The organism is Streptomyces sp. NPDC052107, from assembly GCF_040680215.1.
GTDB lineage: Bacteria > Actinomycetota > Actinomycetes > Streptomycetales > Streptomycetaceae > Streptomyces.
Map to the genome: position 1 here is coordinate 191,545 of NZ_JBFAWG010000007.1, position 24,908 is coordinate 216,452.

Genomic DNA, 24,908 nt, shown 5'->3' on the forward strand with positions numbered 1-24,908 from the left:
CACGAAAGAGTGAGACTGGCCGGAGCGTCGCGGAGGGTAGCCATAGCCCGAAGGGGCGGGCGCCGGGGCGCGCCCGGACCCCCACGCCCCCGGCGCGACGGGGTGGTCACACCGCTCCCACCAGCCTCCGCACCACCTCCTGCCCCGCTCCTCCGGGACTCCCGCCGTGGACGAGTTCCGTGCGGTGGACGACCCGGGGTGCGGTGAGCGGGACGGCGACCGTGCCGGGTACGGCGGTGGCGGCCGAGCGGGGCAGCAGGGCGAGTCCGTGCCCGGCGGCCACGAGGGCGGTGAGGGTGCGCTGGTCGGTGCCTTCGTAGCGCAGCGCGGAGCGGAACGCGCGGCCGCCGGTCGCGGCGCGCAGCTGGCCGAGCGGGAGGGCCGCGTCGGGCGCGTCGAGCCAGCGGGCGTCGGCGAGGTCGCCGAGGCGCAGGCCGGTCCGGGCGGCGAGGGGGTGCCCTGCGGGCAGCAGGACGCTCACGGGTTCCTCGGCGAGGCCGTGCGTGGTCAGCGGCGCCACGTCCGGCAGGCGCAGCGGATCGCTGGGTGCGGCGAGCCCGTCGAGGAGGCCGAGGTCGGCGGTGCCGGTGGCGACGGCGGCGGGGATCTCCGCGCGGGTGAGGACGCGCAGGGTGACACCGGCCGGCGGGAGGGCGGCGAGGACGCCGGCGCCGAGCGCGGTCGAGGTGGTGGCGAGGGTCAGGCCCCGCTGGGGTGCGGCGGCCATGCGGAGGATGTCGGCGCGGGCCGCGTCCAGCCGCAGCAGCAGCGGGCCGGCGTGCTCCAGCAGCCGGTCGCCGGCCGCGGTGGGCGCGACGGGCCGCCGGCTCAGCAGGGGCGCGCCCAGATCCTGTTCGAGCGCGGCGATGTGCTGGGAGACCGCGGACTGGGTGTAGCCCAGCTCGCGGGCGGCCTCCGAGAAGGAGGCGAGGCGGGCCACGGTGACGTACGTGCGCAGCAGGTGCGGGTCCATGCGGCCCAGGATCCCAGCACCATCAGCTCCGCTTATCGACGGTGCAGGAATCATCGTTGGACGTGAACTGACGGTGGCCCGGAGGATGAGGGGCATGACGAACACAGCCACTGTCGCCCTCGTCGGCGACCGCTCGCCCCATGTCGTTTCGCACACGCGCGTGCCGCTTCTGCTGGAGGCCCTGGCCGAACGCGACGGGCTGGTCCTGGACGCGTACTGGGTCCCTTCCGCGGACGCGGAGGCCGAAGCCGCGGTCCGGGGCTTCGACGCCGTGTGGGTGCTTCCGGGCAGCCCGTACCGCAGCGAGGCGGGTGTCCTCGCGGCCGTGCGCACGGCGCGCGAGGAGGGCATTCCGTTCCTGGGCACATGCGGCGGCTTCCAGCACGCGGTGCTGGAGTTCGCCCGCAACGTGTGCGGGCTGACCCGGGCGGCGCACGCCGAGAACGACCCGGACGCCGCCGACCCGCTCATCGAGCCGCTGGCCTGCTCGCTGGTGGGCCATGAGGCCGCCGTGACGATCGAGCCGGGCTCGCTGGCGGAGTCCGTGATCGGCGCGCCACGCACGGTCGAGCGGTACTTCTGTGCCTACGGCCCCGCCCGCCACCTCGACACGCTCCGCGCCCACGGGCTGCGGTTCTCCGGCCACGACGAGGACGGTCAGGTACGGCTCGCCGAACTGCCCGGCCATCCCTTCTTCCTGGCCTCCCTGTTCCAGCCGGAACTGTCCGGCGACCCCTCGCGCCCGCATCCGATGATCCGCGCCTTGGCGCAGGCCGCGGTCGACCACGCGGCTACCGAACTCACCCACCCGGCCTGACAACCGCCGCCCCTCGGAACACCGGCCCTCGGGCGGCCCGCCCGCCGTGACTCCGGCCGCTCGCCACCCGGTCAGGGCCGGACACCCCGTGTGTGCGTGGTCTGTTGTTGCCCTTGCTTCGCACGACTCACGAGGGCTCACCGAAGTTCCCAGAATGCCCGATTCCGTACGAGAAGATTCCGCGACCGTCAGCCGAGCGACAGGGCCGGCGCGGCGGGCGCCCGGTCGGGCAGGAAGCCGTGTGAGCGGCGGCCCAGCCACTCGGCCTTGTAGCGGTCCACGGTCCGGTGCCAGTTCAGGATTCCGGCCATCCAGTTCTGCAGGTCGAGGACATAGCCGTCCATCGCGGCCCGCCCCGCCTCAGAGAGCTCGAAGTCGCCGTAGAGCACGGGCAGTTCGTGCTCTACGACGTGCTCGAACTGCTGCATGCGCTGGGTCGTCAGGTCGCGTACGACACGGAGGGCGGCCGGGTAGTCGACGCCGAAGAAGTTCTGCACCACGAGGACGGAGTTGTGGATCTCGCCCTCGTACTCGATCTCCTTCTGGTACGAGAAGATGTCGTTGAGCAGACAGGCGTAGTCGATGGCGGCGTTCTCCAGGGAGCGGACCGGGCCGCTGCGGTACACCTCCGGCGGGACGGCGGGGCCGTGGCCCATCCGGCACAGGCTCAGGGTGAGGTCGGAGCCGAAGGTGGCGCGCCGCATCTCCAGGTAGTCGACCGGGTCGGGAATGCGGTTCTGCAGCTGGTTGGACAGCTCCCACACCCAGCTCTCGGTCATGGTGTCCACGGCGGCCTTCAGGCTCCGCCGCTGGTCGGCGGTCATGCCGGCCGTCGTCCGCGCCCACAGGTCCATCATTCCCCGCTCCATCGCGTTGGCCGGGACGAGGGCCGGCTCGCCCTCGACGGGCATGCACTGGGACAGCCGGGCCGTGGTCAGCCGGGCGGCGGCGAGGTCCCGGCGGTGGCCGTGGACCAGCGGGTAGTAGTCGTCGCCGTAGGTCCCCCAGGCGAGCCACTGGGCGCTGAGGTCGAGCGCCTCGGGGGTGGCGTCCGGGTCCAGGCCGGCCGAGCACAGCGCGAGGTCGTAGGCGGCGAGTTTGTCCTCGTCCCAGACGCCCTCCTCCAGGATGCCCATGCGGTGCGACCAGCCCATGAGGTTGCGGCGCGCGTCGTCGAGGTGGGGGCTCAGTTCGAGCCGGTACGGCATGTGGAACTCGGGCAGGATGGACGGGCCGACCTTCTGGTACGGCAGATGGGTGCAGGCGCGCAGGCGTTCCTGCGCGGCCGCGGCGAGGAGCGCACCGACGTCGGCGGCCGAGACGCCGGGGCCGCTGGGCAGCTGCCAGGGCGAGTCGGGTCGCGCTCCCTCGTTCATGTAGCGGCTGGAGCGCATGTGCCATTCGTGGCCGCCGGACTGCCAGTCCTGCAGTCCCTTGGTGTAGGCGGCGACCGCTGCGGCCTGGTCCGGGCTGAGGCCCTGCTCCACCGCCACGGCGGGGACTTCGGTGAGCGCGGTGTGCTCGAACTGGTGCAGACGTGAGGTGAGGATGTCGTTGACGGTCTCGGCCGCCTCCTGGGTCGTACAGCCGAAGAAGGTCTCCAGCACCAGCACGCCGTTGCTGTTCTCGCCCTCGTCCTCGACCTCGCGCTGATAGGAGAACAGGTCGTTGCGCAGGTGGACGGCGTCGGAGAACGTCTCCATGAGGACCCGCAGCGGCCGGGTGCCGGCGACGGCGGCGGGCACCTCGGCGGTCGCGTACTCCACGAGCCCGGCCGACCAGGGGGCGCCGCCCACCTTGCGGCGCATCTCGATGTACTCGACGGGGTTGGCGATCCGCCCCTCGTTGATGTTCGACAGCTCCCACATCGACTCGTGGAGCAGATGCTCGGTGGCCACGGAGAAGCGGCGGCGCCAGTCCACGGACATCGACGGCACCGTACGCGCCCACAGGTCCTTCAGCCCCGCCTCGACGGGATTCTCCGGCTCCGGCACGGGGGTTGCCGGGTCGAGCGGCATGAACACGGGCAGGCGGTCCAGATGGGCCTTGCCGGCGGCGCGGTCGGGGGTGCGCTTGTACATGTCGAGGAAGTGGTCGTCGAAGAAGAACACCCACACATACCAGTCGTTGATCAGCGAGAGGGCCGGTCCGTCGCAGTCGGGGTGGGTGTAGGCGCACAGGAGCCCGTAGTCGTGCGCCTCCAGGTCGGCCTGCTCCCAGATCCCGGAGCCTTCCAGCATGCCCATCTCGCGTGCCCACTCGGTCGAGTGGGCACGGGCCTCGTCGAGGTGCGGGTTGAGCCGCGCGGGATACGGCATGTAGAAGTGCGGGAGTTCGAACGGCTGCGTCATGGCCGGGCCCTACCCGTGGCCTCCAACGCCCATCCGCCGCACGGGACATGATCACACCATCGCGTGAACCGCCGCGGAATCGGGGAACTTCCGGGCTCGGACGAGCAGCGTCGCGAGGCCCACCGGTATGCCCCGTCCGCACCCTTGCCGTACCCCCGCGGGCGGGCCACGGTAGGCGCATGACCTCCTTTGTGCTGCCCCATGAGGTGCACGGCGACGGCGCCCACAAGGTGTTCGCCGTGCACGGCTGGTTCGCCGACCGGTCCGCCTACGCCACCGTCCTGCCGGATCTCGACCGCACCTCCTTCACCTATGCGCTGGTCGACCTGCGCGGTTACGGCGAGGCCCGGGACGCCACGGGCGCGTACACGACGGCCGAGGCGGCCGGGGACCTGGTGGAGCTGGCCGACCGGCTGGGCTGGGACCGGTTCTCGGTGATCGGGCACTCGATGGGCGGCGCGGTGGCACAGCGGCTGGCCGCCGCGGTCCCGGACCGGCTGCGCCGGATGGTCGGTGTCTCCCCGGTGCCGGCCTCGGGGGTGCCGCTGGCCGGCGAGCAGGCCGCGCTGTTCACGGACGCCGCGCACAAGCCCGAGAACCGGCGCGCGATCATCGACTTCACCACCGGGGGCCGGCGTCCCGCCGCCTGGCTGGACCGGATGGTCGCGCGCTCGCTGGAGCGCAGCGACGCCGAGGCGTTCCGGGCCTGGCTCGGCTCCTGGGCGGTGGAGGACTTCCACGCCGACGTCGAGGGCAGCGAGGTGCCCGCGCTGGCCGTGGCCGGGGAGCTGGACCCGGCCCTCCCGCCCGAGGTGATGCGCCTGACCTGGATGTCCTGGTACCCGCGTGCCGAGCTCGTGGCCCTGCCGTTCGCCGGGCACTACGCCATGGACGAGTCCCCGCTGGACCTGATCCGCGTCGTCGAGGATTTCCTGCGAGCGGACGCCGAGAAGCCGGCCGGCGCCGAGAATCCGGCGGCCGTGGCCGCTGTCGGCGAGAGCGAGCCGGTGTGAGTGTGCGCGAGGCCCGGCCGGTGCCCGACGTGTTCGACCCGCGCCGGTACGCCGTCGGTGTGCCCCACGACGACTACCGCCTGCTGCGCGACCGTCACCCGGTCGCCTGGCAGGAGGAGCCGGAGGTGCTGGGCTGGCCGGCCGGGCCGGGATTCTGGGCGGTGACCCGGCACGCGGACGTCGCCCGGGTGCTGAAGGACGCCACGACGTACTCCTCCCACCTCGGCGCGACCCAGATCCGCGACCCGGACCCGGAGGACCTCCCCTTCATCCGTCGCATGATGCTCAATCAGGACCCGCCGCAGCACGGCCGGTTGCGGAGGCTGGTGAGCCGGGCGTTCACGCCGGGCCGGGTCGACCGGTTCGCGGCCGTCGCCCGGGAGCGGGCGCGCACCCTGCTCGCCGGGGCGCTTCGGCAGGCACGGCCAGGGGACGGCTCGGTTGATCTGGTGGGCACCGTCACCGACGAGTACGCCCTGCTCAACCTGGCTGATCTGCTGGGCGTGCCGGAGAGCGACCGGCGGCTGTTGCTGCACTGGACGCAGCGGGTCATCGGCTACCAGGACCCGGACGAGGCCGGTCCGGCGGTGCTGGACGGGACGGGGAAGCCGGTCAATCCGCGTTCCCCGGCGATGCTCAAGGACATGTTCGCGTACGCCGATCAGCTGGCCGCATACAAACGCCGGTATCCGGCCGACGACATCATGACGACACTCGCCCACGATGCCGAACTCGCTGCCGGCGAACTGGAGATGTTCTTCTTCCTGCTCACCGTCGCCAGCAACGACACGGTGCGCAGCGCGGCCCCCGGCGGGCTGCTGGCCCTGGCCGAGCACCCGGAGGCCTACGCGTCGTTGCGGGCCGGCAAGGTGGAACTCGCCACCGCCGTAGAGGAGTTGCTGCGCTGGCATCCGCCCGTGCTGACCTTCCGCCGGACCGCCGCGCGGGACACGGAGCTCGCGGGGCAGCGGATCCGGGCCGGGGACAAGGTCGTGGTCTTCCACGCCTCGGCCAACCGGGACGAGCGGGTCTTCACCGATCCCGCCCGGCTGGACCTCGCCCGCTCCCCCAACCCGCACGTGTCCTTCGGTGACGGCCCGCATGTCTGCCTGGGCGCCCACTTCGCACGGCTGCAACTGCTGCTGCTCCACGACGAGGTGCTGCGCGTGCTACCCGAGCCGCGGCTCGCCGCGCCGGCCGGGCGTCTCGTGTCGAACTTCATCAATGGCATCAAGTCCCTGCAGATTCAGGTTACTTGACGCCGATGTTGGAGACCTGGATCAGCGCGTGCGTGCCGCTGGTGCGCCAGCGCCCGTCCTCGGCCGCCACCAGCGCCGCCTCCGTCGCCGCGGACAGGCCGGTGATCACGTCCGACTTCAGGGTGCGCAGCGCGGCGACCGGGCCGGGGAAGTAGGCGGTCGTCTCCTGGAAGGGCATGGTCGGCGGCCAGAGCCGGTCGCCCACCAGACGCCGGTAGTTGAGGTCGCCCTTGAAGACGGTCAGGGTGGCCGCTGCGAACTCGGCGCGCAGGTCGTCCGGCATCTGCGGGTACGGCAGTGGGGCGCAGGAGAAGGGGTGGGCGCGCACGGTGAGGCGGCCGTCGGCCATGGCCGACCAGAGCACGCGCGCGTACTCGGCGGCCGCGCCGGACGCCGCGCGCAGCCGGTGCAGCGCGTCGACGACGTCGGCGGGGGTGGCGTCGGAGACGTAGTACGGGTACGGCTTGACGTGCAGCACCGTCCGCGCGGCTCGGCCCTCGGCGAGGAGATGGGCGATCAGCAGCAGGTCCGGGACGAGTTCGCGGCCCGCGTTGTCCGCGACCAGGACGAGCGTGGCCGTGCCGTCTGGCGGCAGCAGCGACCACAGGGCCGCGCTGTCGTCGGCGACCAGCGCGGGGGCCGGCTGCCGGGCCTCGGCGCCCTCGGCGGAGAGCCGGAAGCCGAGGTCGGCGCGGTTGCCCCACAGCGAGCCGTGCAGCAGGGCACGCGCCCGCTCCTCCTCCGGCAGGCCGGGCAGGCCGTCCAGTGCGGCCAGTTCCTCGTCCGTCTCCGGCGCGTCGAGTTCGGCGCCCTTGAACGGGCGGAAGGGGTCGATGCCCTGCCAGGCGCCGGGGCCGAACCAGCCGACGGCCTCCAGCAGCCGGCGGTAGAAGTAACTCTCGGACCACAGCCACGGCACGTCGTACCAGGAGCTCCCGGCACAGCCGTCCAGGCCCCACCCCTGCCACCGGTCCCGGTCCGGGGCATCGGCGGGCAGCGGCTCGACCGTCCCCTCGGTGCAGCTCTTCAGCAGCTCCTCCAGCGCCCGGTGCTGCCCGGGGCCGTACGGGAGGGCGTTCCGTACCCGGCTGATGATCGCGGGGTGCCGCTCGGCCAGCACGCTGTGCGGGAACGAGCCGGGTTCGTTGCCGAGGATCACGGGTGCGAACGGGGTGGAGGGCATGTCCGTCACCGTATCGCGCGGATCAGGCGGTTCTGATCTCCCGCTCCAGCTGCGTGGCGAGCGTGACGTAGCGGGGGCGGCGGTGCACCGGGACCAGGCCCCGGATCAGGAGGTGCCACATCTCGGCGACCCGGCGCGGAAGCCGACCTACCGGTTCGAGCGAGCGGCCGGCGACCCGGGTGCCGACGAAGAAGGAGACCAGGGAGTGCGCGACGATGCCGACGTCGAGATCGCCGTGCACATCGGACTCCCTGACGGCTCCGGTGAACTTCCGGGTGGCGAACTCCAGCCACTCGGTGAACGGGTGCCGCAGGGGCGGCCGTACGGTGACGTCGGCGGTGGCGAGGCGGAGCGCGGCGCGCGGCACCGGGTCCTCCACGGCGAGTCTGGCGATCCCGAACGTGGTGCGCATCAGACCTTCCAGCGAGGAGCAGCCACGGCTCTCGACCTCGGCGACGAGCGCCTTCGCGGCGCCTGCGTTGAGCTCCAGGATGACGTGGGCGAGGTCCTCCTTGGCCGCGAAGTGGAAGTACAGCGCCCCCTTGGTGACCTTCGCGTGCGCGACGATGTCGCTCAGGCTCGTGGACTCGTAGCCCTGCCGGTCGAACAGATCGGCGGCGGCCGTGATGATCGTTGCCCGGGTCTGTTCGGCGCGTAACTGCCTCGCCATCCTGGGACCCCTCCTCGCGACTCGTACGAACGGGACATGCGGTTTGTTTTTAACCCCTTGCACACGATAACTCACCGAGTGGCAACGGCAGTCCGGGGTGCGGGCCGGCGCCGGGACACGTGTCACCGGCGGATCCGGCGTCGGACGGGCTCTCGGCGGCCCGTGAACGACGAGACCAGGACGCATCCCCCCTTCCTTGCCCGGCTGCTCCCGGCAGCCGCGGGGCGGCGGGTGCCGAACCCATGATCGCCACGATACGAGGACGACCGCCGGCTCCTCAACGGGATCTTGAAGGAGGCGCGAAACCTCCGTACCGGTCGGCGCTTTCGCGCCCCCCCGGATCATCGATCCGCCGGTTCGGCTGAACGCACGGAACGCCTCCGCCGTACTGGACCGCGCAGAGCCCGTTCCCGCGCCCGCCGAGGAGACATCCCGGATGACCCGGACGACCGCCCGCCTGAGCGTCACGGCGGCCGCCACCGCGGCCCCGCTCCTGCTCCTGTCGTGGGCGGCGGGGCCCGCCCAGGCGCACGGGGCCCCCACGGATCCGGTCAGCCGGGTCTACGCCTGCTCCCCCGAGGGCGGTGAGGCCGGCCGCTCGGCGGCCTGCCGGGCGGCGGTCGCGGCGAACGGCGCTCCCTTCACCGCGTGGGACAACCTTCGTGTGGCAGGGGTGAACGGCCGTGACCGGCAGGTGATTCCGGACGGCAGACTGTGCAGCGGGAACCTTCCGGCGTACCGGGGCCTGGACCTCGCGCGGCCGGACTGGCCGGCGACCCGGCTGACGCGCGGCGGCAGACTGACGATGACGTACGCCTCGACGATCGCGCACACGGGCACGTTCCGGCTGTATCTGACCAAGCCCGGCTACGACCCGGCGAAACCGCTCACCTGGTCCGATCTGCCGGAGCGGCCCATAGCGCAGGTCACCGATCCGCCGCTGCGCGACGGGGCGTATCACATCACCGCGACACTGCCGAAGGACCGGACGGGGCGTCAGGTCCTGTACACCGTCTGGCAGAACAGCAGCACGACGGACACCTACTACTCGTGTTCCGACGTGGTCTTCGCGGAGAAGGGCGAGAAGGGCGAGAAGGGGGCGGGGAAGACGAAAACCGGACCTGCCGTGTCGGCAAGTCCGGCCTCAGCCGCGGGCGGGCAGGTCACCCTGGACAAGGGCCCCTCGGCGCCCGTGCTGGCGGGCGGCGCCGCCGCGGTGCTGGTGCTCACCGGGGGCACCGCCCTCGCCATGCGTCTACGACGACGTTGAACTCTACGAACTGCCCGCCCAGTCGGCCGCTCAGTTGACGTAGACCGGGGTGCCGCCGTCCGTCACGGGCGCGTACTTGGCGGTGAAGTATCCGCTGGCGAAGCACAGCGACGAACCGGAGGTCTTGGTGAACTGCTGGTTGGTGAAGCTGATGCTGTTGTCGGCGTTGTCGGCCTTCCCGGTCAGGGAGGCCGCCTGGTAGACGCAGGTGATGGAGCCCAGCAGGGTGCGCAGCCTGACCGTGGTCTGGATGGTGGAGCCGCTCGCCGGCGAGACGGTGAGGGTGTCGTCGGAGGCGACCGTCGCCGTGTAGGGCAGGTTGTCGACGGTGATGCTGCTGACGCCGAGGACGCCGGTGACGTTGCTGGTGCAGGAGCCGCTGTCGAAGGTGTGCCCGGTGACGGACTCGGTGGCCGTGCCGGGGGCGGTCGGGTTGTCGGTGACCGCGGCGGTGAACTGGGACGACTTGCAGGTGACACCGCTGGTGCCGGTCGCGCTGGAGTAGAGCGTCGCGGATGTGCCGGTAGCCAGCGGCGCGGTGAGGGTGTCACCGGTCGCTACGGCGGTGCCGCCCGCGCTGCCGGTGGTGAGGACGGCGCTGCCGTCGGCGGAGGCGGGTGCGGCGACCGCGAGGGCGAGCGCGGTGGCGGTGCCGGCGAGGGCGAGAAGGGATCGCGTACGCATGCGGGTGCCTCTTCCCTGGGTGGGGTCCGGGTGAGGTGAGGTGGGGGATGGCAGTTGGTGGGAGGTGGCAGTTGGTGGGGGGTGAATGGTGCGTGGGTGGCGAGTGACGCCGTATCGGCGTGGTGCGCTCAGGTGCCCGGTGCGGTGATGTGCGCGGTGCGGTCATGCGAGCGGTGCCGCCGGCGCAGGGCCGTGCGCCTTCTCCGTACGCGACGGTCCGGCGACGGCGGCGGTACAGGCACCGGCCGAAGGCCCGGGGGAAGGCCTTCGGCCGGGCCGGCAGGGGGCGGCCGGGCACGGCCAGGGGGGAAGCAGCCACGCGGCGCCGCACTGATGTGAACGGTTTCTGTCGGCCGAGGTGAGCGGTCGGCGTGAGAGGCCGGGAAACACATCCGGTGCCGCTCGTCGGACCCGGCGCCACGGATCCGTGGAAACAGGGGAAGTTGTAGACCTGATTAACCGTCAACGTCAACCGTGGTAAAGGGAGTTGTGGACTGCGATCGCAGCTCGCACACATCCGGCACCCTTTTTCCACAACCACCTTGACCCCCCGAAGTAACCGGCGGTAACTTCCTCGCAGGCTACTGCCGCGTAACGAGAAAGCCCTTGCTCCGCCGGGGTGCGAGGAGGCATACGCGACAGTCGCTGTCCGCGCCAGGACACCGCGCCGCTGAAGCCCAACCCGCAGATACATGCCCATGGGAGCAGACATGGCCTCGTCCCCGGACGTCCCGTCCGTCGGCAACACCCCCGAGAACCCGGGAAACGGTTCACCCTCGGAAGCCTCCGAAGCCTCCGAAGCCTCCACAGCTTTCGAAGCACTGCACGCCGCCGGGACCGCAGGCGGCGACAGACGGGGCCGGGTCCGGGCCCGCCGGGCCGCGGTGATGGCGGTGCCCGCCACCCTCGTCGCCGCCGGTCTCGCGGTGCTCACCGCCCAGGGGGCGCTGGGCGTGCAGTTCGCGATCTCCGGCATGCCGTTCACGGTCACCGCGACGGAACTGAACGGAACCGGTTTCGAGCAGTTCGGCGGCCTCGACAACATGGCGGACGGCAGCCCGAACGCCGGGGACACCGGCGGTCAGGTGCTGGTAGTGACCTCCGCGATCAAGAACGCCACGCTCGACCATCTGTGCCAGAGCGTCGACCTCGGCGGCACCAACCTGCTGATCACGGCGGGCGGCGGTGCGGACAAGGTGCAGGCGAGCGATCTCACCACGGACTCCACGGAGCTGTCCGGCAACGCGGCGTTCAACAACATCGAGATCGGCAACGACGCCAGCACGCTGACCAAGGCGGGCGTGAAGGGCCCGATCGGCGTCTTCAGCCAGCAGGCCGACACAGTGCACATCGCCAATCTGCGGCAGACCAACTACGCGACGACGGCTGGTGTGTTCAAGCTGCCCGGTCTCAAGCTCCGCTTCAGCGACTCGGGTTGCTGAGCGCGGTGGCCGACCGTCCACGCCGGGTGGCGCGGGCCGCCTTCCGTGACTGGCGGGCCCGCCGGCCGTTCTGGGGCGGGCTGCTGCTGGCGCTGGCCGGCGGCGAGATCCTGCTCACCGAGAAGGCCTCGCTGAAGGTCGTGATGCACATAGGCATGCAGGGGGTGGCCGGTTACCTGCTGCCGACACTGATGGCACTGCTGGGCCTGCTGATCCTCTTCAACCCGGCCCAGCGGCTCTTCTACTCCCTCACCGGCGTCCTGCTCTCCCTGGGCACCTGGGTCACGTCCAACCTGGGCGGCTTCCTCATCGGCCTCCTGCTGGGCGTGACCGGCAGCTGCCTCACCTTCGGCTGGCTCCCCGACCAGGAGCCGCGCGTCAGCCGCCGCAGGCGCCGCGCGCAGGCGAAGGCGGCGGCACGTGCACGGGCCGAGGACTCCCAGGGGGCGGAGGGCCTGGCTCCTGACGGCCCGATGACGCACGGAACCCGCGCTCTCCGGGACAAGGCGGACGCCCCCGCCTCCGTGGCCGTACGCTCGGCCGCCGGCGAGCGGACCTCGCTCGCGGCCACGGCCTGCGACGGCTCGACGACCGGCGTGCCGACGGCGCCCGGCGCGCCGCTGTCGTCCTTCATCGCCTTTGCCACGCTCTTGAGGGTGCGCATGGACTTGCCCGGCGCTCGCGCGGTGTCCGGGAGCTTCCGGGAACCGAACAGCACGAGGAACACGATCGCGACGATCTTGTCGAGGCGCCGCAGCACCTGAGGGGACGTGCCGCTCACCGGGCCCGTCGGGGACTCAGAGGCCAAGGAGGCGGCGGGCCGGAACCGGTGCGGCCGCGGCCCGTTCGGCGAGCCGGCCGACGAGGAGGCGTACGACGTCGACGACGGCGGCCTGCCCTGCGGCGTCCACGAAGTACACCTGGCGGCGGCCCTCGCGACGGGAGCGGACGAGCCCGGCGAGCTTCAGCTTGGTCAGGTGCTGGCTGACGGCGGGCAGCGCGCCGCCGACCCGCTCGGCGAGCCCGGTGACGTCGCTCTCCCCCTGGATCAGCGCCCAGACGATGTGCAGCCGGGCGGGCGAGGCGAGCAGCCCGAAGGCGGCGGCCGCCTCGGTGAGCACCTCGGCGGAGGGGTCCTGGTAGCCGGTGCCGGGCGCTGTCGCCACTGTCGCCTTCCCTCCGCGTCGTCCTGTGTCCGGTCTGTTCCGTCTCTGAGCGGGGATTCAGTCTGGCAGGAACTTCCCGGCGGTCTCAGGAGTTTCTACGGTGCTGGATTTTCTACGGTGCTGCAGAGGTTGCGGCCGATGCGCCGGGGGACCGCCCGGCCGTGGATCACGAGTGACACGAGGAGTGCGCATGGCCCTGTGGGACCGCATCAAGGAGTCGGCGTCGCAGATGCAGACCCAGTTGGAGGCGAAGAAGAACGACCTGAAGAGCGGCGCGTTCCGCGACGCGAGCATGGCGATGTGCGCGCTCGTGGCCGCGGCGGACGGGACCGTGGATCCGTCGGAGCGGCAGCGGGTGGCCCAGCTCATCGCCACGAACGAGGTGTTGCAGAACTTCCCGGCGGACGATCTCAGGCGCCGCTTCGAGGAGAACCTCAACAAGCTGACGACGGACTTCGCCTTCGGCAAGGTGAGCGTGCTGCAGGAGGTCGCCAAGGCGAAGAAGAAGCCGGCCGAGGCGCGGGCCGTGATCCAGATCGGCATCGTGATCGGCGGCGCGGACGGCGACTTCGACAAGACGGAGCAGGCCGTGGTGCGCGAGGCGTGCTACACGCTGGACCTGCCGCCGCACGAGTTCGACCTCTGAGTCCACGGGTCCGCCGAGGACGGGGGCATGCTCGACGTCCTCGACCGTGCCCTCGTCCGCGCCCGGCCGAGGACGCCGCCAACCGGGCTCGGAAGACGCCGAGTTGCCGGTCGCGCTCGCCCTGGCCGGTCGCGCCCACGCGGCGGAGCCGCACATCAGACACAGCCCCGTGGCCTTCGACGCGTGGCGCGGATGCTCCCGGTGTCCCGGGGGCACCCGCGTCGGCGTGTACGCGGTCGTACCCAGCGGGCGGACGTCAGGCGAGACCGGCGGACTTCAGCCAGGCCTGGGCCACGTCCAGCGGGTCCTTGTTCTGGGTCTGCACCTGGGTGTCCAGGTCCAGCAGGGTCGCGGTGTCGAGCTTGGCAGAGACCGCGTTGAGCGCGTCGACGCCCTTCTGGGACAGGGCGCTCTTGTAGACGAGCGGCTGGACGTTCTCGAAGCCGAAGAGGTTCTTCGGGTCCTGCAGGACCACGAACTTCTCCTTGGAGATGGTCGGGTCCGTGGTGAAGATGTCCGCGACCTGCACGGCGTTCTTCTGCAGCGCGGCCTGGGTGAGCGGGCCGCCCGCGTCCAGCGCCTTGAACGACTTGAACTGAAGGCCGTAGACCGACTTCAGGCCCACCAGGCCCTGCTGCCGGGTCTGGAACTCCGGCGAGGCGCCGATGACCAGGTCCTTCGCGATGTCCTTCAGGTCGGCGATGGTCGACTTCTCGGTGAGGTGGTACTTCTTCGCGGTCGCCCCGTTGACCGTGACCGAGTCCTTGTCCTCGGCCGGCGAAGGCTTGAGCAGGGTCAGCTTGGAGTCCAGCTTGGCCTCGATGGCCGTGGTGGTGGCGTCGGCCGTCTTCGGCGTGGCCTTCGGGTCGAGGTAGGCCAGCAGTGCGCCGTTGTACTCGGGCAGCACCGAGAGGGAACCGTTCTTGATCAGCCCGTAGGTGGTCTCGCGGCTGCCGATGTTCGGCTTATAACTGACCTTGATTCCCTTGGCCTTGAGGGCCTCGCCGTAGATGTCGGCGAGCAGGGTGCTCTCGGGGAAGTTGTTGGATCCGACGACCACGGTGTCGCCGCTCGCCTTGCTGTCCGTCAGCGGGTTGCCGCCGGATTTGTCGTTGGAGGAACAGCCCGCCAGCAGAGCCGTCGCCGCCGCGAGGGCGACCACCGCCGCGCCTCGGTTCCTCCGGATGGACCTGCTGATGCGGTTGGTGGAAGTCACTCACCGATCCAATCCAGCCGCATCTCGGTCAGTCAAGGGGCTCCGGATCACCGATTGGCCTCGATCCGTGGTCAGTTGTGACGCCTCCGTACTGCGCAGAGGCTCATCGATGGCCTCTGGGCCATCCCCCAGTCCGGTCGTGGTCTTCGACGGACGGGAGCGCGGCTCGGTGCGGGACGCGCTCGTCGTCCTCGAACAGGCGCCGGCCCGCACCGGCCGGCAGACCTCAGCCGCTCCGCCGTACCCCCGCCGAGACCGTGATCCGGGAGGCCGCCCAGAACACCACGAGGGTGGTCAGGGCGAGTCCGGCGACCAGGGTGGCGCCGCCGACCACCTTCTCGTAGTTCTTCTGGTAGAGACCGTCGATGATGTAGCGGCCGAGGCCGCCGAGGCTGACGTAGGCGGCGATGGTGGCGGTGGAGACGATCTGGATGGCCGCCGTGCGCAGGCCGCTCAGGATGAGGGGGAGGGCGACCGGCAGTTCGACCTGGAACAGCACCCGCGCCTCGGGCATGCCCATGCCCCGGGCGGCGTCGACCGGCGAGGGGTCGACGGAGCGGATCGCCTCGTAGGTGGTGACCAGGATCGGCGGTACGGCGAGCACGACGAGCGGGATCATCACCGGCAGCAGACCGAATCCGATCCAGATGAACATCAGGACCAGGAGACCGAAGCTGGGCAGGGCCCGGCCCGCCGTGGCGATCAGCGCGAGGGCGTTGCCGCCGCGGCCGTAGTGGCCGGTGACCAGGCCGACGGGCAGTCCGATCAGCGCGGCGAACAGCAGCGCCTCCAAGGAGTACTTCACGTGCTCGGCGAGCCGGGTGGGAATGCCGTCGTAGCCGTGCCAGTGGGCGCCGTCGCTGAAGAAGGCATGTACGAAGTTCAGGACGTTCACCGGGTGGCACCCTTCCTCGGCATCCAGGGGGTGAGGAGGCGGCGGACGAGCACCAGCAGCGCGTCGGCGAGGATGCCCAGCAGCGCGGTCGTCAGCACCGAGTTCACGGCCAGGGCGGGCCGGTGATAGGTGGTGGCGTCGTTGAGCATGTTGCCGAGCGCGCCCTGGTTGCCGATGAGCATGCCGACGCTGACCAGGGAGAGGCTGGAGACGACCGCCACTCTCAGGCCCGCGACGATCGCGGGGGCGGCTATGGGCAACTGCACCTGGAGATAACGGCGTACGGGGCCGAAGCCCATGGCCTGCGCGGCGGCCAGGGTCTCCGGCGGCACCGAGCGGACGCCGTCCACGATGCCCGGCACCAGCACCACCAGGCTGTAGACCGCGAGCGGGATCATCACCGTCGTCTCGCTCTGCCCGAAGTAGTCGATGAGCACGACGAAGAAGGCCAGCGACGGGATGGAGTACAGCACGGTGGTGATGCCGAGGACGGGTGGGTAGACCCAGCGGAAGCGTACGCAGAGCTGGGCCACGGGCAGCGCGACGAGCAGCGCGGCCAGCACCGGCAGCAGGCCCTCGCGCACATGCAGGCCGACGAGCCCGAGGTAGCTGTGCTGGAGGTCGCTCGGGAGGTCGAAGAAGCCGTTCATCGGGCGGCCTTGAGGTCGGCGTCGCCGTCCGTGCCCTGGCCGGGTACGGCGCCGGTGCCGTCCGCGGCCTCGCCGGGTACGGCGCCGCTGCCGTCCCCGGCCCGTCCCGGTGCGGCATCGGTGTCGTCCGCCGCCTCGCCGGGTACGGCGCCGGTGTCGTCCGCAGGCCGGGCGCGCTCGGCGTCGGTGCCGTCCGCGACCCGGCTGTGGGCGGCGCGGATGGCCTCGCCGATGACCTGCTGGGAGACGACGCCCACGGCGCGTCCCTCGCCGTCCACGGCGACGGCCCAGCCGGTCGGCGAGAGCACCGCCCCGTCGAGCGCGGTGCGCAGCGAGTCCCTGCCGGGCACGAACGGCCGTCCGTGGTCGAGGAGTCGATCCGGGTCGACGGCCCCGGCGGTGAGCCGGTCCGGCTCGCTCCAGCCGAGCGGCCTGCCGTCGGCGTCGGTGACGAGGAGGTAGGGGGCGTCGGTGCGGGCAGCTAGCCGGTCGGCGTCGGCGTCGATGCCCACGATCGGCTCGGTCCGCAGCTCCAGGCCGGTGGAGGGGAAGAACGACAGCCGGCGGATGCCGCGGTCGGCGCCGAGGAAGTCCTCCACGAAGGAGTCGGCGGGCGCGCTGAGCAGGTCGGCGGGCGGGGCGAACTGGGCGAGCCGGCCGCCGGTGCGCAGCACGGCGACCATCGTGCCGAGCTTGATCGCCTCGTCGATGTCGTGCGTGACGAAGACGATGGTCTTGCCCAACTCGCCCTGGATGCGGAGCAGTTCGTCCTGGAGCCCCTTGCGCACCACGGGGTCGACGGCGGAGAACGGCTCGTCCATCAGCAGCACCGGCGGATCGGCGGCGAGGGCCCGGGCGACGCCGACGCGCTGCTGCTGGCCACCGGAGAGCTGGTACGGGTACCGCTTGGCGAGCGTGGCGTCGAGCCCCACCCGCTCCATCAGCTCGGCGGCTCGCGCGCGGGCCTTCTGCTTGCTCCAGCCGAGCAGCCTGGGCACGGTGGCGATGTTGTCGAGGATGGTGCGGTGCTGGAAGAGTCCGGCGTTCTGGATGACGTACCCCATCGAGCGGCGCAGGGTGTTGACCGGCTGCTGCCGGATGTCCGTGCCGTCGAGGAGGATGCTGCCCTCGGTGGGCTCCACCATCCGGTTGATCATCCGTAGGGTCGTCGTCTTGCCGCACCCGGAGGGCCCGACGAGGACGGTGATCGCGCGGTCCGGTATCTCCAGCGACAGCCGGTCGACCGCGACCGTGCCGTCCGGATACCGCTTCGTGACTGACTCTATCCGTATCAAAACGCCGAATACCCTTCGGGTTTGGCGGATTTCCGCCCGCTTTCGGCCACGGTCGTCGATGCGCAGGCCATTGCGGGGAGAGTCTAGACCGCAAATGTTGCGGCGCTTTGGCGGGCGAACGCCGGCTAGGCCGCCACCGGCAGCCCCGGTGTGCGGACCACACTGCGTGCGGCGTCGACCGCGAACACCTCGCAGCCGGGGCGGGCGGCGGCCCAGGCCGGCCCGTCGGCGCCCAGCGCGAAGGCGGCCGTGGCGGTCGCGTCCGCCTCGGTCAGGGTCGGCGCCACCACGGTGAGGCTGAGCAGCCCGGTCGCGGGGCGTCCGGTGCGTCCGTCGACGATGTGGTCACCGCGCTCGTACCGCCCGGAGGTCGCCACCGCCGCGTCGGTGACCGCCAGCACGGCACAGAGCCGGTCGGCCTGTTCCGGATGCCGTACCCCGACCCGCCACGGCCCGCCGGACGCGACCACGTCACCGCCCGCGTTGAGGCAGAACCGGCGCGCCCCGGCCGCCGCCAGCAGCCCGGCCGCCCGCTGCACCGACCAGCCCTTGACCACCGCGCAGGGATCGAACCCCCGGCCGGGCAGCCGTACGTCGAAGGCACCGCCGGTCGCGGCCCGGTACCGCTCGCACAGGCCGAGGACCTCTCTCAGGTCCGCGCTCAGCTCGGCGTCCGCCAGCTCCCCGCGCCCGTACCGGGACACCTCGCTCCCGGCCTTGAACGGGCTGAAGCGGGTGTCCACTTGGCGCAGCCAGGCGAACACCTCGTCCGCGGCCGCGCCGAAGTCGCCCTCGTCGTCGATCCGCAGCGAGACCGGAAACCCCATGACGTGCTCGACACGTCGCACGTCAGGAGCCCTTGGCGTCGAGCGCGGCCTGGAGGGACTCCCGGTATCCCTGGCTCGTGATCGTGGCCCCGGACACCGAGTCGATGTGGGCGCTCTGCGCCTTGAGCGTCTCCGCGACCAGCTCCGGTACGGCCCACCGGGTCTGCGGATGGTGCGGCGCCTGCAGCATCCGCACGGAGGCGATCCGGTCGCCCCGGAAGGTCACCTCCACCTGGAAGACACCCTTCGTGGTGCTCACCGCGGTGCCCGGGACGACCTTCGAGGAGGACGCGGAGAACGAAGCGGCGGAGGAGGACGGCACCGTGGCCGGCGTCGCCGCGGGCTGTGCGGTCTCGACGGTCCCGGTCGACGGGTGGTAACGCCACACCGGGATGAGACCGGCGACGGTCAGGACGAAGACGGGGATGGCTCGCTTCACGGTCGGACGCCCTCTCTCACCCGGCGAGGCTGAAGCGCTCGAAGTGGATCTGCCGCTTGTGGACGCCCAGGTCGGCCAGACTGCGCAGCACGGCGGTCATCATGCCGGGCGGGCCGCACAGGAAGACGTCCCGCTCGCCGATGTCGGGGACGAGCCGCGCCAGCTCGATCGGGGCGAGCTTGTCCGGGGCGATCGGTCCGGTCACCAGGTGCAGTTCGGCGCCCTTGGTGAGGGCGAGGTCGCTCAGCTCGTCGTAGAGGACGGCGTCGCGGTCGGTCGCCACCCGGTAGATGACGACGGCGTGGCCCCGAAGGTCCTCCAGCAGTGCCCGGATGGGCGTGACGCCGACGCCGCCGGCGATCAGTACGGACTCCGGGCGGGTGCGGTGCAGCGTGGTGAAGGCGCCGTAGGGGCCCTCGGCGAAGACGCGGGTGCCGGGCTTGAGATGCCGCAGTGCGGCGCTGCCGTCGCCGGACGCCTTGGCGGTGAGGCGCAGGGTGCGGCCGTCGGGGGCGGCGGACAGGGAGAACGGGTTGGCCTGCCACCAGCGGTCCCGGGTGAGGAACCGCCAGAGGAAGAACTGGCCGGCCTGCGCGGGCAGCCGGTCCAGGTCGCGGCCGGTGACATAGACGGAGACGGCGTCGTCGGACTCGTGTACGACCGCCGAGACCCGCAGCCGGTGCCGCAGGTTGCGCCACAGCGGCAGCACCAGCCGGCCCAGGAACACCGAGCCGAGGGCGCCACCCCACACCGCGTACCAGTACGTCCTCGCGACGGGCGAGGAGGTGAAGGTCGTACCGGCCGCGACCTGGTGGGTGAAGGCGAGGACCACGGCGGCGTAGGTGTACAGGTGGATGAAGTGCCAGGTCTCGTAGGCGAGTCGGCGGCGTGCCCAGCGGGCCGAGACGGCGCCGACCACGACGATCAGCGCGAGCGCGACGATGGCGCGCAGCACGCCCTCCACGGTCTCGGCGAGGTTCACGAGCTGGTTCACCGGGTCCATCGAAGACGCCTGGGCGTAGCCGAAGGTGATGAACACGGCGTGCGTGAGCAGGGTCCACAGGATGCCGAAGCCGGTGCGGCGGTGCCAGGAGGTCAGCCGGTCCATGCCGATCCGGCGGTCCAGCCAGGGCAGCCGGGCCACCAGCAGCAGCTGGAAGGCCATGAGGAGGGCGCCGCTCAGTCCGGCGAGGCGGCCCAGCACGATCAGCGTGTTCGAGGCGAATCCGGCCCGGACGAAGAACCAGGCCACAACGGCCGCGTTGCCGGCCAGCAGGGCGTAAAGGCCGGTGCGGGCCACGACCCGGGGGCGGATCGTCGGGGGTGCAGGACGTGTCTGGAGGGTCGTCACGGACACAGCTCCTTGATCGGGTCCTGGATGACGAGCTTCGCCCGTGGTTGCTGTCGTTTTTCTGTCGGACGACTGTCACTTGAGTATCGATGTGGCCTGGGGGGCCGGCAGCCCGGGCGGGGCCGAACGGGTGCACGAGGATGGGCGGGTGCAGAAAGTGCGACTGCTGGTCGTGGACGACGACCCGCCGATCGCCGACCTGGTGGCCACGGTCGCCCGCTACGAGGGCTGGGAGGCGGTCACCGCGTACTCCGGGGAGGAGGCGCTGGCCCGGGCCGCCGAGTTCGGGCCGGACATGGTCGTCCTCGATCTGATGCTGCCCGACGTGGACGGCTTCGGCGTGCTGGACCGGCTGCGCCGCTCGGTCACGATGGTGCCGGTCGTGTTCCTCACCGCGCGCGACGGCGTCGCCGACCGGGTCGCGGGCCTGACCCGGGGCGGCGACGAATCCGGCTGGCCGCGGAGGACGGCTTGACGGCGTTCACGCTACGGCTGCCGGTGACTGCGACTCCTTGAAGGGGCGCGGGGCTCCGTTCGACATGCGGCTCCACCGCATGCGGCGCGAGCAACCACCCCCGGACGGTCGGCCGGCAGACCACCTGCACCCCTACGACGAGAGGCCCTGTCGGCTATGGGTCCGGCAGGCCATCGCGGCGACGTCGTCCTCCGCATGCCGCGCGTCCGTACGGCTGAGGATGGTGTCCAGAACGTCGTCCAGCCCCTCCCCGCCGGGAAAGCGGACCGTGGCCAGCCGCTCCAGAGACCGGTCGATGTCCTCTCCCCGGCGCTCCACCAGCCCGTCGGTGAACAGCACGAGCGTCTCCCCCGCGGCCAGCGGATGCGTGGCCATCTCATAGCCACCGAGCCCGGTGCCCAACGGCGGTCCGACGGGGACCGGCACGATGGATGCCGAGCCGTCCGCCGCGATGCGCACCGGCGGCAGATGCCCCGCGCTGGCCAGCGCGACCTGGTGGCGCCCCGGGTCGACGCGGGCGAGCAGGCAGGTGGCGGGCCTGAGCTCCGCCTCGCGGGAGGCGATGTCGTCCATCTGCCGCAGCACCCGGTGCGGGGGAAGGTCGGCGGAGGCGATGTAGCGCAGGGAGGAACGGTAGACGTTCATGTCGACGGCGGCCTCCAGGCCGTGACCCATCACGTCGCCGACGACCAGCAGGGTCCGCCCGAAGTGCAGCCGTACGGTCTCGCACCAGTCACCGCCGACCAGCACGCCGCCGCCGGCCGGCAGATAGCGGACGGCGATGTCGAGGTTGGGATGCGGGCGGCCGGGCTCGGCGAGCAGGGCGCGCTGCAGATCGCCGGCGGTGCGGTTGATGCTCGCGTAGGCGCGGGCGTGCCGGATGTGGGAGGCGGCGCGCTCGGCGAGCATGCTGAGCAGCTCGGCCTCCGCGCGGCGCAGCGGCTGCCCGGAGCGGGCCCACACGAGGATGCCGTACCCGTCCGCGCCGCTGGTCAGCGGCGCGCACAGCGCCACCCGGGTCGAGGTGGCGCCCGCGTACTCCAGCCAGGGCTCCGGCTGTGCGTCGAGCGCCGGTGTCTCCGCCTCGCGGGCCGCCGCGGTGGCCCACCGGGCGTCGGGCAGCGCGTCGGCGTCCCCCGTGATCGCCTCGTACCCGGACATGGTCTGCCCGGTCCGGCGCATCACGGCGGCCGTGCCACCGGCCAGTCGTACGGCCTGCCGGGTCAGCTCGGCACAGGTCATGTCCTCGTCGAGGGTCGTACCGATACCGGCCAGCGCCTCCCGCAGCACGCCGAGCGGCGCGCCGGCCGCCATGGCATCGGTGGCCGGCAGGCCCTGCGCCGCCTCCACCGAGCTCGCGGCAGCGGCGGAGTCCTCGGACCGCGCGGATATCGCCGTCGCCTCGTGCCCGCCGTCGTCCTCGCGGTGGTGGCCGCTGTCGGCGGGCACGGGCCTGCGACGGGACTGGATCCAGCGCGCCACACCCAACACCCTCACAGAATCTCAAACCGGAGCGAGTGGGGCACCAGCCTCATCCGTCCCAGCGCCCTCGGCAGGCCCAGCACAGGCCTTGAGTCGCACTCCGGTGTCCGATGGCGTTCATCTTCGACCGGACGAGCCCTGTCGAGGACGTCTTTTGCCAGATTCGGAGTGTCGATCGTTTGAGGAGGGTCTCAGTCCTCGGCCGGCGTCAGCCGCAGCGAGATCGAGTTGATGCAGTAGCGCTGGTCGGTCGGGGTCGAATACCCCTCCCCCTCGAAGACATGCCCCAGGTGGGAGCCGCAGCGGGCACAGCGTACCTCGGTGCGGACCATGCCGTGGGAGCGGTCCTCGACCAGTTCCACCGCGTCGGTGTCCTTCGGGTCGTAGAAGGACGGCCAGCCGCAGTGCGACGCGAACTTCGTGTCGGAGGTGAACAGTTCGGCGCCGCAGGCCCGGCAGGAGTAGACGCCCTCGGTCTTGGTGTCGGTGTACTCACCGGTGAAGGCCGGCTCGGTGGCGGCCTGGCGCAGCACGGCGTACTCGGCGGGGTTCAGCTCCGCGCGCCACTGCTCGTCCGGCTTCTCGACGTCGTACGACATGAGCCTCAGCCCCTTTACTGCGACAGGCGGTCCAGGATCAGCGGGCCCAGGTCGGTCACGTCGCCCGCGCCCATGGTGAGAACGAGATCGCCGGGCTTGGCCATTCCCGCGATCACCGAGGGGATCCCGTCCTTGTCGTGCACGGCGGTGACGTCGGCGCCGGCGGCGCGCGCGGCCTGGATGATCAGCTCGCTGGTCACGCCCGGGATCGGGTCCTCGCGAGCCGGGTAGATGTCGAGCACCACGGAGGCGTCGGCGAGGGCGAGGGCCTGGCCCATCTCCTTGCCCAGTTCCTGGGTGCGGGAGAACAGGTGCGGCTGGAAGACGACGAGGATGCGGGAGTCGCCGGCGGCGGCGCGCATGGCCTCCAGATCGGCGGTCATCTCGGTGGGGTGGTGGGCGTAGGAGTCGATGACCTGTACCCCGGCGGCCTCGCCCTTGAGCTGCAGGCGCCGCTTGACGCCGGTGTAGGCGGCGAGCGCGGGCGCCAGGTCGGCGGCCGGGATGCCCAGGGCGGCACCGGCGGTGAGCGCGGCGACGGCGTTGAGGGCGTAGTGGCGGCCGGGCACGGAGACGGCGAAGGTCAGCTCCTGCCCGTCGAGGACCACGGTGACCTGGCTCTTCAGCCCCTGCGGGACGATCGACAGCACCCGTACGTCGGCGTCCTCGGCCTCGCCGTACGTCACCGTCTGTACCGACCCCGCCAGTCGCCGGGTCAGCTCCCGCGCGCCCTCGTGGTCGGCGGAGATCACCAGCGTGCCGCCGGGGACGATCTTCCCGGCGAAGGTCTCGAAGGACTCGTAGATCTCGTCCATCGAGGCGTAGTTGGCGTGGTGGTCCAGCTCGACGTTGAGGACGATGGCGACCTCGGGCGCGTACTTGTGGAAGCTGCGGTCCGATTCGTCCGCCTCGGCGACGAAGACGTCGCCCTCGCCGTGCAGCGCGTTGGAGCCGGGCGCGTCCAGGTCGCCGCCGATGGCGTACGACGGCTTCAGGCCCAGCTCGGTGAGGGAGACGGCCAGCATCGAGGTGGTCGTCGTCTTGCCGTGGGTGCCGGCCACGGCGATCGGGCGCAGCCCCTCCATCAGCGCGGCGAGGGCGTCGGAGCGGTGCACCACCGGGATGCCCAGCTCGGCCGCGCGGGCCAGCTCGGGGTTGTCCTTGCGGATCGCCGAGGACACCACGACACAGCTCGCGTCGTCGGCGAGGTGCTCGGCGGCGTGCCCGATGTGCACGGTGGCACCGAGCGCCCGCAGCGCCTCGGCGGTCGCCGACTCCTTGGCGTCGCTGCCGGCGACCTCGGCCCCGCGCTGGGCGAGAATCTTGGCGATGCCCGACATCCCGGCGCCGCCGATGCCGATGAAGTGCGGTCGGTCCATGGCGGCAGGAAGGCCGGGTGCCATGTGGTTCTCCCCAGAGACGGTATGTGCGAGCGGCCCTAGCCTATGCGCTGCAGCATCGGGCTCGCTGCAGCGAGGGGCAAGGCTGTCGACCTGAGGGGCGCGGGGCCGTATCGATGTGCGGCTCCGCCGTGCGGGCGCGAGCAACCACAACGCACCGGCACCCGCGAACGCACCGCACCCCCGACGGCGCTCATCGGCCGAACCAGCGGAGCGACTACGCCTTGCTGTGCGAGAACAGCTTCAGCACCGGCACGCCCACCTTGTGCCGCGCCCGGGAAGCCCAGTCCCGGTGGAAGAACTCCTCCACGTAGTGGGGGTCGGTGAGCACGATCACCTCGTCCGCGCTCACCTCGGCGACCAGGGACTTCAGCGCGTCCAGCGGATGGTCCTCCACCATCTGTCCCGCCGCCTGGCTCCCGGCGGCCAGCAGCGCCTGGACCGACACGTCCAGGGCCTGCTGTCCGACGCTCCTGGCGTCCTCTCCCTCGGGCGTCTCGTGTTCGCGGACCGCCTCGTCGAGTTCGCCGAGCGCGATGTCGTCGATGGCCCGCAGCAGGCGGTCCGCCTGGTCGCCGCGCGGCTGGAGGAGCACATGGAAAGCGACCGGCTCGTCTCCGTGCAAGGTCGTGACGAACTCCACGTCGGCGGACGTCAAAGCCTTCTCGATCATCAGAACGCTGGTGAACACAGAACGCCTCTTCTCCTCCGTGGGCCCCGACCAGGCCCCTGCGGAAACCATCCTGCCTCGTGATCGCACGGGTTGTGCCGGACTAAGTCTGCCCTCCGGAAGCTAAACGGAACG

The 24,908-nt window shown here is 71.7% G+C and carries 23 protein-coding genes and 4 pseudogenes; 9 read left to right on the forward strand and 18 right to left on the reverse strand.

Features of this window, described 5'->3' with window-relative positions; genetic code table 11:
- Positions 1-106: 106 nt before the first annotated feature.
- Positions 107-973, reverse strand: coding sequence for a LysR family transcriptional regulator (locus AB0M27_RS10450; RefSeq protein ID WP_365720006.1), 867 nt, complete (start codon positions 971-973; stop codon positions 107-109).
- Positions 974-1,067: 94 nt separating this feature from the next.
- Here AB0M27_RS10450 and AB0M27_RS10455 point away from each other — a divergent pair, with 94 nt between their 5' ends.
- Positions 1,068-1,790 carry a hypothetical protein gene (locus tag AB0M27_RS10455; RefSeq protein WP_365720008.1) on the forward strand — a complete coding sequence of 241 codons (723 nt, stop codon included), beginning with the start codon at positions 1,068-1,070 and terminating at the stop codon, positions 1,788-1,790.
- Positions 1,791-1,978: 188 nt separating this feature from the next.
- Here AB0M27_RS10455 and cyc2 read toward each other — a convergent pair whose 3' ends face one another.
- A complete protein-coding gene (cyc2, locus tag AB0M27_RS10460) occupies positions 1,979-4,141 on the reverse strand; it encodes a germacradienol/geosmin synthase Cyc2 (protein WP_365720010.1) in 2,163 nt (720 codons plus the stop codon).
- Between the two features lie 179 nt (positions 4,142-4,320).
- On the opposite strand from cyc2, the gene AB0M27_RS10465 reads away from it, so the two are divergent.
- Both AB0M27_RS10465 and AB0M27_RS10470 read left to right on the forward strand, forming a co-directional pair.
- Positions 4,321-5,154 carry an alpha/beta hydrolase gene (locus AB0M27_RS10465; protein WP_365720012.1) on the forward strand — a complete coding sequence of 278 codons (834 nt, stop codon included), beginning with the start codon at positions 4,321-4,323 and terminating at the stop codon, positions 5,152-5,154.
- Positions 5,151-6,413: a cytochrome P450 gene (locus AB0M27_RS10470; protein ID WP_365720014.1), complete on the forward strand. Its 1,263-nt coding sequence runs from the start codon at positions 5,151-5,153 to the stop codon at positions 6,411-6,413. Before AB0M27_RS10465 ends, AB0M27_RS10470 begins: the two co-directional genes overlap by 4 nt.
- On the opposite strand, the gene AB0M27_RS10475 is transcribed toward AB0M27_RS10470, so the two are convergent.
- Entirely contained in the window at positions 6,406-7,596 is a 1,191-nt protein-coding gene (locus AB0M27_RS10475) for a damage-control phosphatase ARMT1 family protein (RefSeq protein ID WP_365720016.1), read from the reverse strand. The two genes, AB0M27_RS10470 and AB0M27_RS10475, sit on opposite strands and share 8 nt — an antisense overlap.
- 22 nt (positions 7,597-7,618) lie before the next feature.
- On the reverse strand, positions 7,619-8,266 hold the full coding sequence (locus tag AB0M27_RS10480) for a ScbR family autoregulator-binding transcription factor (RefSeq protein WP_365720018.1): 648 nt from the start codon (positions 8,264-8,266) through the stop codon (positions 7,619-7,621).
- A gap of 436 nt (positions 8,267-8,702) precedes the next feature.
- On the opposite strand from AB0M27_RS10480, the gene AB0M27_RS10485 reads away from it, so the two are divergent.
- On the forward strand, positions 8,703-9,536 hold the full coding sequence (locus AB0M27_RS10485) for a lytic polysaccharide monooxygenase (RefSeq protein ID WP_365720020.1): 834 nt from the start codon (positions 8,703-8,705) through the stop codon (positions 9,534-9,536).
- A 30-nt stretch (positions 9,537-9,566) separates the two neighbouring features.
- Here AB0M27_RS10485 and AB0M27_RS10490 read toward each other — a convergent pair whose 3' ends face one another.
- Positions 9,567-10,220, reverse strand: coding sequence for a Tat pathway signal sequence domain protein (locus tag AB0M27_RS10490; RefSeq protein WP_365720022.1), 654 nt, complete (start codon positions 10,218-10,220; stop codon positions 9,567-9,569).
- Positions 10,221-10,930: 710 nt separating this feature from the next.
- Between AB0M27_RS10490 and AB0M27_RS10495 the strand changes: the two genes are divergently transcribed.
- Entirely contained in the window at positions 10,931-11,662 is a 732-nt protein-coding gene (locus AB0M27_RS10495; RefSeq protein ID WP_365720024.1) for a DUF6230 family protein, read from the forward strand.
- Between the two features lie 5 nt (positions 11,663-11,667).
- Positions 11,668-12,078, forward strand: a pseudogene (locus tag AB0M27_RS10500) (DUF6114 domain-containing protein); the annotation flags it as partial.
- Positions 12,079-12,341: 263 nt separating this feature from the next.
- Here AB0M27_RS10500 and AB0M27_RS10505 read toward each other — a convergent pair.
- Together AB0M27_RS10505 and AB0M27_RS10510 are read right to left on the reverse strand one after the other, a co-directional pair.
- A pseudogene (locus tag AB0M27_RS10505) lies at positions 12,342-12,443 on the reverse strand (twin-arginine translocase TatA/TatE family subunit); the annotation flags it as partial.
- Between the two features lie 16 nt (positions 12,444-12,459).
- Positions 12,460-12,828, reverse strand: a complete 369-nt coding sequence (locus AB0M27_RS10510; RefSeq protein WP_365720027.1) for a metalloregulator ArsR/SmtB family transcription factor — start codon at positions 12,826-12,828, stop codon at positions 12,460-12,462.
- 190 nt (positions 12,829-13,018) lie between these two features.
- On the opposite strand from AB0M27_RS10510, the gene AB0M27_RS10515 reads away from it, so the two are divergent.
- Positions 13,019-13,474, forward strand: coding sequence for a TerB family tellurite resistance protein (locus tag AB0M27_RS10515; RefSeq protein ID WP_365720029.1), 456 nt, complete (start codon positions 13,019-13,021; stop codon positions 13,472-13,474).
- A gap of 256 nt (positions 13,475-13,730) precedes the next feature.
- On the opposite strand, the gene AB0M27_RS10520 is transcribed toward AB0M27_RS10515, so the two are convergent.
- Complete coding sequence (locus AB0M27_RS10520; RefSeq protein WP_365720031.1) at positions 13,731-14,690, reverse strand: ABC transporter substrate-binding protein; 960 nt, start codon at positions 14,688-14,690, stop codon at positions 13,731-13,733.
- 133 nt (positions 14,691-14,823) lie between these two features.
- Between AB0M27_RS10520 and AB0M27_RS10525 the strand changes: the two are divergent.
- A pseudogene (locus AB0M27_RS10525) lies at positions 14,824-14,907 on the forward strand (ATP-binding protein); the annotation flags it as partial.
- A 9-nt stretch (positions 14,908-14,916) separates the two neighbouring features.
- On the opposite strand, the gene AB0M27_RS10530 reads toward AB0M27_RS10525, so the two are convergent.
- From AB0M27_RS10530 to AB0M27_RS10555, 6 genes are all read right to left on the reverse strand, one after another.
- On the reverse strand, positions 14,917-15,585 hold the full coding sequence (locus AB0M27_RS10530; RefSeq protein ID WP_365720033.1) for an ABC transporter permease: 669 nt from the start codon (positions 15,583-15,585) through the stop codon (positions 14,917-14,919).
- The gene (locus AB0M27_RS10535; RefSeq protein ID WP_365720035.1) at positions 15,582-16,235 is read right to left on the reverse strand and encodes an ABC transporter permease subunit; all 654 of its coding nucleotides are present in this window, start codon (positions 16,233-16,235) and stop codon (positions 15,582-15,584) included. Before AB0M27_RS10535 ends, AB0M27_RS10530 begins: the two co-directional genes overlap by 4 nt.
- A complete protein-coding gene (locus tag AB0M27_RS10540; RefSeq protein ID WP_365720037.1) occupies positions 16,232-17,530 on the reverse strand; it encodes an ABC transporter ATP-binding protein in 1,299 nt (432 codons plus the stop codon). The genes AB0M27_RS10535 and AB0M27_RS10540 overlap by 4 nt, the downstream gene beginning before the upstream one ends.
- Before the next feature lie 125 nt (positions 17,531-17,655).
- Positions 17,656-18,378 (reverse strand): FAD:protein FMN transferase, encoded by a 723-nt coding sequence (locus tag AB0M27_RS10545; protein ID WP_365720039.1) that lies wholly within the window; start codon positions 18,376-18,378, stop codon positions 17,656-17,658.
- Between the two features lies 1 nt (position 18,379).
- Complete coding sequence (locus tag AB0M27_RS10550) at positions 18,380-18,796, reverse strand: FMN-binding protein (protein WP_365720041.1); 417 nt, start codon at positions 18,794-18,796, stop codon at positions 18,380-18,382.
- 16 nt (positions 18,797-18,812) lie between these two features.
- Entirely contained in the window at positions 18,813-20,147 is a 1,335-nt protein-coding gene (locus AB0M27_RS10555) for a ferredoxin reductase family protein (protein WP_365720043.1), read from the reverse strand.
- 148 nt (positions 20,148-20,295) lie between these two features.
- On the opposite strand from AB0M27_RS10555, the pseudogene AB0M27_RS10560 reads away from it, so the two are divergent.
- A pseudogene (locus AB0M27_RS10560) lies at positions 20,296-20,595 on the forward strand (response regulator); the annotation flags it as partial.
- 159 nt (positions 20,596-20,754) lie between these two features.
- On the opposite strand, the gene AB0M27_RS10565 reads toward AB0M27_RS10560, so the two are convergent.
- The 4 genes from AB0M27_RS10565 to AB0M27_RS10580 all read right to left on the reverse strand — a co-directional run bounded on the left by AB0M27_RS10565 (position 20,755) and on the right by AB0M27_RS10580 (position 24,794).
- Entirely contained in the window at positions 20,755-22,104 is a 1,350-nt protein-coding gene (locus AB0M27_RS10565; RefSeq protein ID WP_365720045.1) for a PP2C family protein-serine/threonine phosphatase, read from the reverse strand.
- 191 nt (positions 22,105-22,295) lie between these two features.
- Complete coding sequence (gene msrB / locus AB0M27_RS10570) at positions 22,296-22,703, reverse strand: peptide-methionine (R)-S-oxide reductase MsrB (RefSeq protein WP_365720047.1); 408 nt, start codon at positions 22,701-22,703, stop codon at positions 22,296-22,298.
- A 14-nt stretch (positions 22,704-22,717) separates the two neighbouring features.
- Positions 22,718-24,106: a UDP-N-acetylmuramate--L-alanine ligase gene (gene murC / locus AB0M27_RS10575; RefSeq protein WP_365720049.1), complete on the reverse strand. Its 1,389-nt coding sequence runs from the start codon at positions 24,104-24,106 to the stop codon at positions 22,718-22,720.
- Between the two features lie 214 nt (positions 24,107-24,320).
- A complete protein-coding gene (locus AB0M27_RS10580; protein ID WP_365720051.1) occupies positions 24,321-24,794 on the reverse strand; it encodes an indole-3-glycerol phosphate synthase in 474 nt (157 codons plus the stop codon).
- Between the last annotated feature and the right edge of the window lie 114 nt (positions 24,795-24,908).